Annotated in this window: 12 protein-coding genes, 1 tRNA gene and 1 pseudogene; all 14 read right to left on the reverse strand. The window is 49.1% G+C overall.

Going from position 1 to position 15624, the window contains the following annotated elements; genetic code table 11:
- Nucleotides 1-122 (reverse strand): GTP-binding protein (locus tag E4L36_RS17670; RefSeq protein ID WP_240770940.1); only part of this gene is annotated, 122 nt, incomplete at its 3' end.
- A 29-nt stretch (nt 123-151) separates the two neighbouring features.
- Nucleotides 152-2245: an elongation factor G gene (gene fusA / locus E4L36_RS17675; RefSeq protein WP_136681665.1), complete on the reverse strand. Its 2094-nt coding sequence runs from the start codon at nt 2243-2245 to the stop codon at nt 152-154.
- 18 nt (nt 2246-2263) lie between these two features.
- The gene (rpsG, locus tag E4L36_RS17680) at nt 2264-2734 is read right to left on the reverse strand and encodes a 30S ribosomal protein S7 (protein WP_127695086.1); all 471 of its coding nucleotides are present in this window, start codon (nt 2732-2734) and stop codon (nt 2264-2266) included.
- A gap of 153 nt (nt 2735-2887) precedes the next feature.
- Complete coding sequence (rpsL, locus tag E4L36_RS17685; protein WP_127695085.1) at nt 2888-3262, reverse strand: 30S ribosomal protein S12; 375 nt, start codon at nt 3260-3262, stop codon at nt 2888-2890.
- A gap of 120 nt (nt 3263-3382) precedes the next feature.
- Nucleotides 3383-7603: a DNA-directed RNA polymerase subunit beta' gene (gene rpoC, locus E4L36_RS17690; RefSeq protein ID WP_127695084.1), complete on the reverse strand. Its 4221-nt coding sequence runs from the start codon at nt 7601-7603 to the stop codon at nt 3383-3385.
- A gap of 66 nt (nt 7604-7669) precedes the next feature.
- Nucleotides 7670-11770, reverse strand: a complete 4101-nt coding sequence (rpoB, locus tag E4L36_RS17695; protein WP_136681666.1) for a DNA-directed RNA polymerase subunit beta — start codon at nt 11768-11770, stop codon at nt 7670-7672.
- A gap of 174 nt (nt 11771-11944) precedes the next feature.
- Nucleotides 11945-12316, reverse strand: coding sequence for a 50S ribosomal protein L7/L12 (rplL, locus tag E4L36_RS17700; protein WP_136681667.1), 372 nt, complete (start codon nt 12314-12316; stop codon nt 11945-11947).
- Between the two features lie 63 nt (nt 12317-12379).
- A complete protein-coding gene (gene rplJ / locus E4L36_RS17705; protein ID WP_127695081.1) occupies nt 12380-12874 on the reverse strand; it encodes a 50S ribosomal protein L10 in 495 nt (164 codons plus the stop codon).
- A gap of 191 nt (nt 12875-13065) precedes the next feature.
- Complete coding sequence (rplA, locus tag E4L36_RS17710; RefSeq protein WP_127695080.1) at nt 13066-13761, reverse strand: 50S ribosomal protein L1; 696 nt, start codon at nt 13759-13761, stop codon at nt 13066-13068.
- Nucleotides 13761-14195, reverse strand: a complete 435-nt coding sequence (gene rplK, locus E4L36_RS17715) for a 50S ribosomal protein L11 (protein ID WP_127695079.1) — start codon at nt 14193-14195, stop codon at nt 13761-13763. Before rplK ends, rplA begins: the two co-directional genes overlap by 1 nt.
- A gap of 95 nt (nt 14196-14290) precedes the next feature.
- A complete protein-coding gene (gene nusG, locus E4L36_RS17720) occupies nt 14291-14824 on the reverse strand; it encodes a transcription termination/antitermination protein NusG (RefSeq protein ID WP_127695078.1) in 534 nt (177 codons plus the stop codon).
- Between the two features lie 11 nt (nt 14825-14835).
- Entirely contained in the window at nt 14836-15204 is a 369-nt protein-coding gene (gene secE, locus E4L36_RS17725; RefSeq protein ID WP_136681668.1) for a preprotein translocase subunit SecE, read from the reverse strand.
- A 59-nt stretch (nt 15205-15263) separates the two neighbouring features.
- Nucleotides 15264-15339 (reverse strand) — tRNA-Trp (locus tag E4L36_RS17730).
- Between the two features lie 64 nt (nt 15340-15403).
- Nucleotides 15404-15624, reverse strand: a pseudogene (tuf, locus tag E4L36_RS17735) (elongation factor Tu); the annotation flags it as partial.

Below are 15624 nucleotides of genomic sequence, written 5' to 3' on the forward strand. Positions count from 1 at the left end.
CCGAATACTTCTGCACATACACGTGTCAGAGCTGCTGTCAAAGTTGTTTTGCCGTGGTCAACGTGGCCGATTGTACCTACGTTAACGTGCGGCAGATTACGTTCAAATGATGCTTTTGCCACGAGAATTTACCTCTATAGTCAGGCTAAGATTAGTTATCTTTCATCACCGCTTCGGCGATATTATTTGGAGCTTCGGCATAGCCTTCAAACTCCATCGAGTAGGTCGCACGACCTTGTGTTGCGGAGCGCAAATCAGTTGCGTAACCGAACATTTCACCAAGTGGTACCTGCGCACGGATGACTTTACCCGATGAGGAGTCTTCCATACCCTGAACCAGACCACGACGACGGTTCAGGTCACCCATCACGTCACCCATGTAGTCTTCAGGTGTAACAACCTCAACTTTCATCATCGGCTCAAGCAGACATGGATTTGCTTCCATTGCGTACTTCTTAAGCGCCTGAGAAGCTGCGATCTTAAACGCCATCTCGTTAGAGTCAACGTCGTGGAATGAACCGTCATATAGACGTGCTTTCAAACCGATCAGAGGATAGCCGGCGATAACACCGTTCTTCATCTGCTCTTCGATACCTTTTTGAACCGCTGGGATGTATTCCTTCGGAATAGCACCACCTACGATTTCGTTGATGAACTCTAGACCTTCGTCTTCAGACGGGCTGAACTCAACAACAACGTGACCGTACTGACCACGACCACCAGACTGACGCGCGAACTTGTGGTTAGCTTCAACAGACTGACGGATCTTCTCACGGTATGCCACTTGTGGCTTACCAATGTTTGCTTCAACGCTGAACTCACGCTTCATACGGTCAACGATGATATCAAGGTGAAGCTCACCCATACCTGAGATGATCGTTTGACCTGATTCTTCGTCTGTTTCAACGCGGAAAGATGGATCTTCTTGTGCCAACTTACCTAGAGCGATACCCATTTTTTCTTGGTCCGCTTTAGATTTTGGCTCAACAGCAACAGAGATTACCGGTTCTGGGAACTCCATACGCTCAAGAACGATCTTCTCGTCGATAGAGCACAGCGTATCACCAGTCGTTACATCTTTAAGACCGATCATCGCAGCGATGTCACCAGCGCGCACTTCTTTGATCTCTTCACGGCTGTTCGAGTGCATCTGCACCATACGGCCGATACGCTCTTTCTTGTGCTTCACTGAGTTGTAAACGCTGTCGCCAGAGTTCAATACACCTGAGTAAACACGTACGAATGTCAACGTACCAACGAATGGGTCTGTTGCGATTTTGAAAGCCAACGCAGCGAATGGCGCATCGTCTTTTGCTTCACGCGTAGCAACAGTCTCGTCAGCGTCGTCCAGCGTACCTTCGATCGCCTTAACTTCTTCTGGAGAAGGCATGTACTCGATAACCGCGTCTAGTACTGCTTGAACACCTTTGTTCTTAAACGCAGAACCAGCCAACATCAGAACGATGTCGTTATCTAGTGTACGTGCACGCAGACCCGCTTTGATTTCGTCTTCAGTCAACTCACCTTCTTCAAGGTATTTTTCCATCAACTCTTCAGACGCTTCAGCTGCAGCTTCGATCATCTGCTCACGCAGCTCGTCAGCTTTATCTTGCAGGTCAGCTGGGATATCTTCCAGCTCGTACGACATACCTTGGTCAGCTTCGTTCCACATGATCGCCTTCATGCGGATCAAATCTACAACGCCTTTGAACTCATCTTCAGCGCCGATTGGGAAGTTAACTGGTACAGCGTTAGCACCCAGACGGTCTTTAAGTTGATCAACAACCATAAAGAAGTCAGCACCAGCACGGTCCATTTTGTTTACGAATACCATGCGAGGTACTTCGTATTTGTTCGCCTGACGCCAAACTGTCTCAGTTTGTGGCTGTACACCTGAAGAGGCACACAGAACAACAACCGCACCATCCAATACACGCAAAGAACGTTCTACTTCGATTGTGAAGTCAACGTGCCCCGGAGTATCGATGATATTTACACGGTGATCGTCAAATTGCTGGTTCATGCCTTTCCAGAAACAGGTAGTAGCAGCAGACGTGATTGTGATACCACGCTCTTGTTCCTGCTCCATCCAGTCCATCGTTGCGGCACCATCATGTACCTCACCGATCTTGTGGGATAGACCTGTGTAGAAAAGAACACGTTCTGTAGTAGTGGTTTTCCCGGCGTCTACGTGCGCACAGATACCGATGTTACGGTAACGGGCAATAGGAGTTTTGCGAGCCACGACTCAATCCTCTGGTATTTAGAAGCGATAGTGAGCGAAAGCTTTGTTAGCTTCAGCCATACGGTGCACGTCTTCACGTTTCTTAACAGCAGCACCACGACCTTCAGCAGCGTCCAACATCTCTCCAGCCAAACGCAAAGCCATAGACTTTTCGCCGCGGTTACGAGATGCGTCTACCAACCAACGCATAGCCAAGGCCATACGACGAGATGGACGAACTTCACAAGGAACCTGATAAGTCGCACCACCTACACGGCGGGACTTAACTTCAACTGCTGGCTGGATAGCTTCCAGAGCTTTGTCGAACATTTCCAGGGGATCGTTGTTAGTGCGCTCTTGGATCTTGTCCAGTGCACCGTACACGATACGCTCAGCAACAGATTTTTTGCCGCTAACCATAACGTGGTTGATGAATTTTGCCAGTGTAATGTTACCGAATTTTGGATCCGGTAGAATTTCGCGCTTCGCAGCGACGCGTCTTCTAGGCATGATAAGCCCTCATAATTAAAAAAGGTCTTCAGGAAATTCAGGAAGAAACTCGACTTCCTGACCTTACTCTTACCGTGTCCGGCCTAGCCAAATTTAGTACTTCGTTCTGTTACCAGATTGATGACTACTTTTGCCCTCACCGTCGGACGGCGATTAAGACTTAGGACGTTTAGTACCGTACTTGGAACGACCTTGCTTACGATCGTTAACACCAGAACAGTCTAGTGCACCACGTACTGTGTGGTAACGCACACCAGGCAAGTCCTTTACACGACCGCCACGGATAAGAACAACACTGTGCTCTTGCAGGTTGTGACCTTCACCACCGATGTAGGATGTCACTTCAAAGCCGTTCGTCAAACGAACACGGCATACTTTACGAAGAGCCGAGTTAGGCTTCTTCGGCGTAGTAGTGTAAACACGAGTACATACGCCACGACGCTGAGGGCAAGCCTCAAGTGCCGGAACGTCACTTTTCTGTACTTTGCGCTTACGTGGCTTACGAACCAATTGGTTAATTGTTGCCATTAAGCAAACTCCACGTTTTCACGTTTAGATATACCAAAAAACCGGGTTAATTTAACCCGGTCACTAAGGGGCCGAAATTTTAATCAATTTCAGCCCGTTTCGTCAATCACTGACTAAATATTAATCAGGATCAGACAAGGATGCACTCAGTGCAGCCGTTAATGCTTCTTGTACTTCCTCTGCGCTAACAGTTTCCGTACCTTGAGCCAGCGCACGCTTACGCTTGCGCTCGGAGTGATAAGCCAGACCCGTACCTGCCGGAATCAGACGACCTACCACAACGTTCTCTTTCAAGCCGCGCAAGAAGTCTTGCTTGCCGGTGACTGCGCCTTCAGTCAAGACACGCGTTGTCTCTTGGAAGGATGCTGCCGAGATGAACGACTCAGTCGCCAACGATGCTTTCGTGATACCCAACAACACGCGCTCAAATTTCGCAGGGATCTTACCTGCTTCTTCAAGCTCGGCGTTTTCAGCCACAACTGCAGCGTACTCAACTTGCTCACCCGGGATGAAAGTCGAATCACCCGAACTGATGATCTCAACTTTACGCAGCATCTGACGCACAATGACTTCGATGTGCTTATCGTTAATACCTACACCCTGCAGACGGTACACGTCCTGGATCTCGTTAACGATATACTCAGCCAAGCGTTCTACACCCAAAATGCGCAGAATGTCATGTGGGTTGGATGGGCCATCGGAGATAACCTCACCCTTCTCAACGTATTCACCTTCAAACACGTTCAGGTTACGCCACTTCTGAATCATAATTTCGATTGGCTCAGCGTCATTCGGCGAGATGACCAGGCGCTTCTTACCTTTTGTCTCTTTACCGAACGAGATCGCACCTGATACTTCCGCCAGAATCGAAGACTCTTTTGGCTTACGTGCTTCAAACAAGTCAGCAACGCGCGGCAGACCACCGGTGATATCTTTGTTGACCGAGCCTTCTTGTGGAATACGCGCTAGCGCGTCACCAACCGCTACCGATGCGCCATCTGCCATGTTCAGCAACGCTTTCGCTGGCAGCAAGTACTGCGCAGGCGCATCTGTACCTGGGTGACAAATATCAACGCCGTTCTCATCGACCAGCTTGATCATTGGACGGATATCTTTACCCGCTGCTGGGCGATCTTTAACGTCAAGCACTTCCGTACGAGCCAAGCCTGTTAGCTCATCGATTGTTTGCTTCACGGTGATGCCATCTTCCATACCAACGAAGACGACCTTACCAGCAACCTCAGTAATGATTGGGTGCGTATGCGGATCCCAGTTCGCTACGATATCGCCCGCATTAACCGAGCTACCATCACGAACCTTGATAACAGACCCGTAAGGCACTTTGTAACGCTCACGCTCACGACCGTGTTCATCAGTTACACCCAACTCGCCGGAACGAGATGTCGCAACCAAGTTACCTTCTGGTGTTTCCACATACTTCAAGTTGTGCAGACGAATCTCGCCGCCGTTCTTAACTTGAACGCTATCTACCGCAGCTGCTCGCGATGCCGCACCACCGATGTGGAACGTACGCATGGTCAGCTGTGTACCCGGCTCACCGATCGACTGAGCAGCGATAACACCCACTGCTTCGCCAGGGTTAACCTGATGACCACGACCCAGATCACGTCCGTAACACTTCGCACAGATACCGAAACGCGTGTCACATGTAATTGCAGAGCGAACCACAATCTCATCAATAGAGGAGAAACGATCATCACTCTCTAGACGGTGTACCCATGCTTCATCGATAAGCGTACCGGCTGGGATCAACACGTCTGCGTCACTTGGATCCAACACATCCTTCGCAACCACACGACCCAGCACTCGATCACCTAGAGCAACAACAACGTCGCCGCCTTCGATCATTGGCTGCATAACCAGACCGTGCTCTGTACCACAGTCGTGTTCAGTGATCACCAAGTCCTGCGCAACGTCAACCAAACGACGCGTTAGGTAACCAGAGTTCGCTGTTTTCAGTGCTGTATCGGCCAGACCTTTACGCGCACCGTGCGTCGAGATGAAGTACTGAAGTACGTTCAGACCTTCACGGAAGTTCGCCGTGATCGGTGTTTCGATGATAGAGCCGTCCGGCTTAGCCATCAGACCACGCATACCCGCCAGCTGACGAATCTGTGCAGCACTACCACGGGCACCGGAGTCGGCCATCATGTAAACAGAGTTGAAGGATTCCTGATCAACTTCATTACCTTCACGGTCGATAACACGCTCTGTTTTCAAGTTTTCCATCATGCGCTTAGCCAACAATTCGTTAGCACGCGACCAGATGTCGATAACCTTGTTGTACTTCTCGCCTTGCGTTACCAAACCATCAGCGAACTGACGCTCGATATCCTTCACTTCTACGTCAGCTTCACCAACGATAGTCGCTTTTTCATCTGGGATAACGAAGTCGTTTACACCGATAGACGCACCAGAAGCTGTCGCTTGACGGAAGCCGGTGTACATCAATTGGTCTGCAAAGATAACGGTATCCTTCAGACCACAGCGACGATACGCTTCGTTCAGAAGACGCGAGATCGCTTTTTTCTTCATCGACTGGTTCACGAGCTCGAAAGGCAGGCCTTTCGGTACGATCGCAAACAGCATGGCACGACCAACCGTCGTCTCTTTGATGCTGATAGATTCAGTCACGTTACCTTCGATATCGCAAACAGTCTCCTCAATACGCACCTTGACGCGCGCTTGAAGGTCAACCTGCTTCGCACCGTAAGCGCGTTCAACTTCATCAATATCGGAGAAGGACATACCTTCACCCTTGGCATTGATGCGCTCACGCGTCATGAAGTACAGCCCCAATACCACGTCCTGAGAAGGCACGATGATCGGCTCGCCGTTAGCAGGTGACAAAATGTTGTTCGTAGACATCATCAATGCACGTGCTTCAAGCTGTGCTTCGATGGTCAGAGGTACGTGAACCGCCATTTGGTCGCCATCGAAGTCAGCGTTATACGCCGCACAGACAAGCGGGTGAAGCTGAATCGCTTTACCTTCAATTAGTACCGGCTCGAACGCCTGAATACCCAAACGGTGAAGCGTTGGTGCACGGTTCAGTAGCACAGGGTGTTCACGGATAACTTCATCCAGGATATCCCATACCAGCGGCTCTTCGCGCTCAACCATCTTCTTAGCGGCTTTGATAGTTGTCGCGTAGCCACGCAACTCGAGCTTGGAGAAGATAAATGGCTTAAATAGCTCAAGCGCCATCTTCTTAGGCAGACCACACTGGTGCAGACGCAGGTAAGGACCTACCACGATTACCGAACGGCCAGAGTAATCTACACGTTTACCCAATAGGTTCTGACGGAAACGACCCTGTTTACCTTTGATCATGTCAGCCAAAGATTTCAGAGGACGCTTGTTAGAACCAGTGATCGCACGACCACGACGGCCGTTATCCAACAACGCATCAACAGATTCCTGCAACATACGTTTTTCGTTACGTACGATGATGTCAGGTGCGTTCAGATCAAGCAGACGCTTCAGACGGTTGTTACGGTTAATAACACGACGGTACAGATCGTTCAGATCAGATGTTGCAAAACGACCGCCATCTAGCGGTACTAGCGGGCGTAGATCTGGCGGCAGTACTGGCAGAACATTCATTACCATCCACTCAGGCTTATTGCCCGATTTGTAGAATGATTCGCACAGCTTAAGGCGCTTAGATAGCTTTTTGATCTTCGTTTCAGAGTTCGTTTGCGGAATTTCTTCACGCAGCATTTGAATCTCTTCTTCAAGATCGATTGACGCCATCAGCATCTGTACTGCTTCAGCACCCATGCGCGCATCGAACTCATCGCCAAATTCTTCAAGTGCTTCGAAGTACTGTTCGTCATTCAGCAACTGACCACGCTCTAGCGTTGTCATACCCGGCTCGATCACAACAAATGATTCAAAGTACAGTACGCGCTCAATGTCACGTAGTGTCATATCCAGCATCAAGCCGATACGGGATGGTAGTGATTTCAAGAACCAAATATGCGCAACCGGAGAAGCAAGCTCGATATGACCCATACGGTCACGGCGCACTTTTGTCAGCGTCACTTCAACGCCACACTTCTCACAAATGACACCACGGTGCTTCATACGCTTGTATTTACCACACAAGCATTCGTAGTCTTTGACTGGGCCGAAAATTTTCGCACAGAACAGACCGTCACGCTCAGGCTTGAACGTACGGTAGTTAATAGTCTCAGGCTTCTTCACTTCACCATAGGACCATGAACGGATCATCTCTGGTGATGCCAGCGTGATTTTGATCGAGTCGAACTCGTCGGACTGGCTTTGTGATTTGAGCAGATTTAACAGATCTTTCATTATCTACAGCTCCTCACGGAGTTATCGAATGGAGGCCTCGCCTCCATTCTGGTGATTCGGGAATGCTTATTCGTTTTCGAGCTCGATATCGATACCCAGAGAACGGATCTCCTTGATCAATACGTTGAATGACTCCGGCATTCCCGGCTCCATTCTGTGATCGCCATCAACGATGTTTTTGTACATCTTCGTACGTCCATTGACGTCATCCGACTTCACTGTGAGCATTTCCTGAAGCGTGTAAGCTGCGCCGTACGCCTCGAGTGCCCACACCTCCATCTCACCAAAGCGCTGGCCACCAAACTGAGCTTTACCGCCCAATGGCTGCTGCGTAACAAGGCTGTAAGAGCCCGTAGAACGAGCGTGCATCTTGTCATCAACCAAGTGGTTAAGCTTCAGCATGTACATGTAGCCAACAGTTACTTGACGGTTAAACTGCTCGCCTGTACGGCCGTCGAACAATGTGCACTGACCAGAATCATTCAAGTTAGCCAAACGCAGCAACTCTTTGATTTCTGCTTCTTTCGCACCGTCGAATGCCGGTGTCGCCAATGGCACACCACCACACAGGTTCTTCGCAAGCTCCATGATCTCGTCATCAGAGAAGCTATCCAGATCTTCAGTACGGCTGTTCATGCCCGCACCCAAGTCTGTGTTATAGATCTGATGCAAGAAGCCACGGACTTCAGCAACCGTTTCTGCGCGCTCACGCTCTTGCTCAACCATCGCATTGATGCGACGACCCAAGCCTTTAGCAGCCATACCCATGTGTGTCTCAAGGATCTGACCTACGTTCATACGCGATGGTACACCCAGCGGGTTAAGCACGATATCAACCGGCTCACCATGCTCGTCATAAGGCATATCTTCAACCGGCATGATAACGGAGATAACACCCTTGTTACCGTGACGGCCGGCCATCTTATCACCTGGCTGAACGCGGCGTTTTGTTGCTACATACACCTTCACGATCTTCAACACGCCTGGTGCTAAATCATCGCCTGTTTGCAGCTTACGCTTCTTATCTTCGAACTTTTTATCCAGCTCTTCGCGGCGCTCTTCAAGCTGAGTTTTCGCTTGCTCAAGCTGTTCCGCCACGGCATCATCAGCGACACGAATCTTGAACCAGTCTTCATGCTTCAGATCTGCCAAGAAGTCTTCGCTGATCGTATCGCCTTTGCCAAGACCAGCACCGCCATCAGCAACCTGACCGACCAATACGCGAGACAGACGCTCAAATGTTGCTTGCTCAACGATACGGAACTCTTCGTTCAGATCCTTACGGATCGCATCAAGCTCGTCTTTCTCGATAGAAAGCGCGCGAGTATCCTTAGGCACACCATCGCGCGTGAATACCTGTACATCGATAACCTTACCGGTAGTACCGCCCTTCACACGCAAAGAAGTATCTTTTACGTCCGATGCTTTTTCACCAAAGATAGCACGCAGTAGCTTCTCTTCTGGAGTCAGCTGAGTTTCACCTTTTGGTGTTACTTTACCAACCAGAATATCGCCAGGGCCGACTTCAGCACCGATGTGCACAATACCGGCTTCGTCTAGCTTAGCCAGTGCAGATTCACCGACGTTTGGAATATCCGAAGTGATCTCTTCAGAGCCCAGCTTAGTGTCACGCGCTACGCACGTTAGTTCTTGGATATGAATCGTCGTAAAACGATCTTCCTGAACAACACGCTCAGAGATTAGGATCGAGTCCTCGAAGTTGTAACCGTTCCAAGGCATGAAGGCGATACGCATGTTCTGACCGAGTGCCAGCTCACCCATATCTACAGATGGACCATCTGCCATGATGTCGCCACGGTTAACCGTCTCACCAGGGCGCACGATAGAGCGCTGGTTGATACAGGTATTCTGGTTCGAACGCGTGTATTTCGTCAGGTTATAGATATCTACACCTGCATCGCCTGCAGTCACTTCTTCATCGCGTACACGTACCACGATACGTGCCGCATCCACAGACTCAACAACACCACCACGTTTGGCGGTAATACACACACCCGAGTCACGCGCTACGTAACGCTCCATGCCGGTTCCCACGAGCGGCTTGTCAGCACGCAGCGTTGGTACCGCTTGACGTTGCATGTTCGATCCCATCAAGGCACGGTTCGCATCATCGTGCTCAAGGAATGGAATCAAAGAGGCGGCAATCGATACGACCTGACGTGGAGACACGTCCATGTAGTCGACTTTCTCAGGCGCCATTACTGTTGTTTCGTTCAGGTGACGAACCGTTACCATGTCACTTGTAAGGCGATTGTCCTGATCAACTGGCGCAGATGCCTGTGCGATAACATAGTTGTTCTCTTCGATTGCGGAGAGATACTCGATCTCATCAGTAACAACACAATCAACAACTTTACGATAAGGCGTTTCCAAGAAACCAAAGTCATTGGTACGCGCGAACGTTGCCAATGAGTTGATCAAACCGATGTTTGGACCTTCCGGCGTCTCGATTGGACATACACGACCATAGTGAGTTGGGTGTACATCTCGTACCTCAAAGCCTGCGCGCTCACGCGTCAAACCACCAGGGCCCAATGCAGAAACACGACGCTTGTGGGTAACCTCCGACAGCGGGTTGTTTTGGTCCATGAACTGAGACAGCTGAGATGAACCAAAGAACTCTTTCACAGCGGCAGCGACAGGCTTCGCGTTAATCAAATCCTGAGGCATCAGATTATCTGACTCAGCCATGCTCAGACGTTCACGAACAGCTCGCTCAACACGAACGAGACCAACACGGAATTGGTTTTCGGCCATCTCACCAACAGAACGGATACGACGGTTACCCAAGTGATCGATATCGTCGACAATGCCTTTACCGTTACGGATATCGATCAACGTTTTCATCACGTCTAGGATATCGTCTTTGTCGAGAACGCCAGATCCTGTCTCTTGCTCACGACCCAAGCGACGGTTGAACTTCATTCGACCGACCGCAGACATGTCATAACGCTCTTCAGAGAAGAACAGATTTTCGAACAGCGCTTCTGCAGATTCTTTTGTTGGCGGCTCACCTGGGCGCATCATGCGATAGATCTCTACCAATGCTTCCAGCTGGCTGCGCGTTGGGTCGATACGCAGTGTTTCGGAGATGAACGAACCACAATCAAGATCGTTCGTGTAAAGCGTTTCGATCTCAGTTACGTTGGCTGCAACCAGTTTAGCGATCAGCTCTTCTGTCACTTCGCTGTTACAGGCACAGATCAGCTCACCGGTAGCTGGATCAACTAGGTCTTTAGCGATCGCTTTGCCCACCAAGTACTCAACAGGCACATCTAGCTGAGTCATATCAGCCTTAGCCATTGAGCGAATGTGGCGCGGCGTAATACGACGACCCGCTTCTACAATCACGTCACCGTCTGGGTTCTTGATCTCGAAAGACATCGTTTCACCGCGCAGACGCTCTGGTACAAGCTCCATGCGGATACCGTCAGCGGCCAACGACCACGACGTATTCTCAAAGAATGTTTCGAGGATCTCACCTGCTTCATAACCGAGCGCTCGCAACAGAATAGTTGCTGGCAGCTTACGACGGCGGTCAATACGGACAAACAGGTTATCTTTTGGATCAAACTCGAAATCCAACCAAGAACCACGGTAAGGAATAATGCGTGCTGAGTAGAGCAACTTACCAGAAGAGTGTGTTTTACCTTTGTCATGATCAAAGAACACACCAGGCGAACGGTGCAACTGAGAAACGATAACACGCTCAGTACCGTTAACGACGAACGTACCGTTGTCCGTCATTAGGGGCATTTCGCCCATATAAACTTCTTGTTCCTTGATGTCTTTAATCGCTTTATTAGATGATTCGCGATCATAGATAACAAGACGCACTTTTACGCGCAGAGGCGCCGCATACGTGACACCACGTAGCTGACACTCTTTAACATCAAAGACAGGCTCACCTAAGCGATAGCCAACGTATTCCAACGCAGCATTGCCAGAATATGAGACAATTGGAAAAACAGATTTGAATGCTGCGTGCAAACCTTCTTCTTTACGATCTCCAGAATCCCCACCCTCTTGCAGGAATCTACGGTAGGAGTCGAGCTGGATCGCCAGCAAGTAAGGGACATCCATGACTTGCGCTAATTTGCTAAAGTCTTTTCGGATGCGTTTCTTTTCAGTATACGAATAAGCCATCAGTGTTCCCCAGCATGTGCACCAAGTTGAGAAGCAGTCCAGGAAGGGAGCTTCCAGTCTGTGCTGCCGCTATTTATTTGTCGTCTATAAATAACGGAAAAAGGCCGGTAGCAAAATGCCACCAGCCATAGGTATATCAAGCAGTACTATGCTGCTTGTAGAGCATAAGCGCGATTACTTAAGCTCAACAGAAGCGCCAGCTTCTTCCAACGCAGCTTTAAGCTCTTCAGCTTCTTCTTTGCTAACGCCTTCTTTAACAGTTGCAGGTGCGCCGTCAACCATACCTTTAGCTTCTTTCAAGCCAAGACCAGTTGCGCCACGTACCGCTTTGATTACGTTAACTTTCTTGTCGCCAGCAGCAGTCAGAACAACGTCAAACTCAGTTTGTTCAGCAGCAGACGCACCAGCGTCGCCAGCAGGACCAGCAACAACTGCAGCTGCAGCTGTAACACCGAATTTTTCTTCCATTGCTTCAACTAGCTCAACAACGTCCTTAACAGACATTTCAGCGATAGCGTTGATGATATCTTCTTTAGTCAGAGACATGACTTATTCCTACAAAATTAGTGGAGCCTAAGCTCATTAAATCTTTTATGAAGCACAGCAAAATTAAGCTGCGGCTTCCTCTTTCTGATCGCGAACAGCTGCCAGTGTACGTACCAGCTTGCCTGCTGCTGCTTCTTTCATGCAGCTCATCAGCTTCGCAATAGCTTCGTCGTATGTTGGCAAGCTTGCCAGCATCGCAACGTCAACTACTTCACCTTCGAAAGCTGCTGATTTAAGCTCCAACTTATCGTTGTCTTTCGCGAAGTCACGCAAGATACGGGCGCCCGCACCTGGGTGTTCGTTAGAGAACGCGATAATTGTTGGGCCTACGAAAGAATCAGACAAGCACTCGTATTCAGTACCAACTACTGCTCGGCGTGCCAGTGTGTTACGCACTACACGCAACCAAACGCCATTTTCGCGAGCTTCTTTACGAAGTGCAGTCATATCACCCACGGTTACACCACGTGAGTCTGCAACAACAGCAGATAGCGCGCCTTGAGCAGCTTCTTGGACTTCAGCAACGATCGCTTTTTTGTCTTCTAGTCCTAATGCCACAATTTACTCCTGGATATAGTCTTTCGACTGTTTACCCTCTACCTAGATAGAGTTTCGAGTACGGTGGTATTCACCGTCTGCGCAGGCTGGAAACCATTAAGATGCGCAACCGCATCACCTGCGGTCTTTGACGGCCTTCGTCTCTGTCTAACAGGTCACGAAGACCCTCAAAAAACCTTAACTAATTACGATTATGCTTCTAGTGAAGACTGATCGATAACTAGGCCTGGCCCCATAGTAGAGGACAGTGTAACTTTCTTGATGTAAACGCCTTTAGCAGAAGCTGGCTTCAGCTTCTTCAGGTCAGCTAACAAAGCTTCTACGTTGCCTTTGATAGCAGCCGCGTCAAAATCAACTTTACCCACGCCTGCGTGGATGATGCCGTTTTTGTCTGTACGGAAACGTGCTTGACCCGCTTTAGCGTTTTTAACTGCTGTCGCAACGTCTGGTGTTACTGTGCCAACTTTCGGGTTAGGCATCAGGCCACGAGGACCTAGCACTTGACCTAGCTGACCAACAACGCGCATAGCATCAGGAGTCGCAATAACAACACCAAAGTTCAGATCGCCGCCTTTCATAGCTTCAGCAAGATCTTCGAAACCTACAACATCAGCACCCGCTTCTTTCGCTTTCTCAGCGTTTTCACCTTGTGCGAAAACAGCGACGCGAACATCTTTACCTGTGCCGTTTGGCAGAACAGTAGAACCACGAACAACCTGATCAGATTTACGCGGATCAACGCCCAGATTTACGGAAACATCAACAGACTCTTTAAAGCCAACTGTAGATACTTTAGCAAGTACTTCTACTGCTTCTTGGATAGAGTATGCTTTACCCGCTTCAACAACTTCGTTGATCGCCTTTTGGCGCTTAGTTAGCTTAGCCATTACTCAACACCCTCTACATTCAGACCCATGCTACGTGCACTACCCGCGATTGTGCGAACAGCAGCATCCATATCAGCAGCCGTCAAATCAGCCGCCTTAGTAGTAGCGATCTCTTCAAGCTGAGCACGTGTTACTGTACCCACTTTTTCAGTATTAGGGCGGCCAGAACCACTCTTAATGCCTGCAGCTTTCTTCAACAAGATAGATGCTGGTGGAGTTTTCGTGATGAATGTAAAGCTACGATCACTGTAAACTGTGATAACAACTGGAATTGGCAGACCAGATTCAAGGCTCTGAGTCTCAGCGTTAAACGCTTTACAGAATTCCATGATGTTAACACCATGCTGACCCAGTGCTGGACCAACTGGTGGACTTGGGTTCGCTTGACCCGCTTTTACTTGCAGCTTAATGTAAGCTTCAATCTTCTTAGCCATTTTAGACTCTCCTGATTGGGTTAATCGCCTTTCGGCTCCCCTTTCACAACAGAAAACCCTGCCTAAAGAGACAGGGCTTTATATCAACTATTAACTTAGACCTTTTCTACCTGACCAAACTCAAGCTCAACAGGCGTAGATCGACCAAAAATAAGCACCGCAACTTTCAAGCGATTCTTTTCATAGTCAACTTCTTCAACAACACCGTTAAAATCAGCAAAAGGACCATCTGCAACACGAACCATTTCACCTGGCTCAAATACCGTCTTAGGCTTCGGCTTATCAACACTACTCTCAACACGCGCCAACACATCTTCAGCTTCACGTGGAGTCATAGGCGCCGGCTTCTCAGCCGTACCACCAACAAAACCTAATACATAGTTAGTGTGCTTAACTAAATGCCAAGCCTCATCCGTCATATCCATCTCAACAAACACATATCCTGGATACAACTTACGCTCAGACTTGCGCTTTTTACCGTCACGGATCTCAACAACCTCTTCGGTTGGAACCAACACGCGACCAAATAAATCCTGCAACCCTTTTAGATTAATATCTTCTTCTAAAAGAGTTTTAACACGCTTCTCGTAGTTAGAGTGAGCATGAACGATGTACCAAAGCTTAGCCATTACCCTACCCTCTAACCAATCGCACTAGAAACCATCCACGCCAATAGCGAGTCCAGCCCCCACAAAAACAAACCAATCAGTAACACAACCACGACAACCATCGCCGTTGTCTGCAACGTCTCCTGACGTGTTGGCCATACAACCTTACGAATTTCATTCTTCGCTTCTTTAAAAAGCGTGAAAAACGCGCGACCCTTTTCTGTCTGAAACGCAACAAAGCCGGCAACACCAGCCAGCACAAGCAAAGCAATAACACGATACAGCAGCGACTGATCGGAATACAGCGAGTTACCAACCACTCCAACCGCAACAAGCAGCACAACAACCAGCCACTTAACGATATCGAACTTAGACCCTTCAGATGCTACTTTTGAATTCACGCTTAATCGCCTCTGCTTGAAAAGCTTGCGTTTTTAATGACGCCACTCACGACTGTAAGTGGCAGGCCAGGAGGGACTCGAACCCCCAACCTGCGGTTTTGGAGACCGCTGCTCTGCCAATTGAGCCACTGGCCTATTTAAAACAGGGAGGCACATTATAGTCGCCACCCTGTTGATTGGCAATACCTTTTTTCAGATATTACGCAATTACTTTAGATACAACACCTGCACCTACTGTACGACCACCTTCACGGATCGCAAAGCGCAGACCTTCGTCCATTGCGATTGGCGCGATCAGTGTTACGTTCATTTGAACGTTATCGCCTGGCATAACCATTTCCACGCCTTCTGGCAGTTCACAAGAACCTGTTACGTCCGTTGTACGGAAGTAGAACTGTGGACGGTAGCCTTTGAAGAATG

Origin of the sequence: Neptunomonas sp. XY-337 (assembly GCF_004959845.1) — a bacterium.
Classification (GTDB): Bacteria; Pseudomonadota; Gammaproteobacteria; order Pseudomonadales; family Balneatricaceae; genus Neptunomonas; species Neptunomonas marina.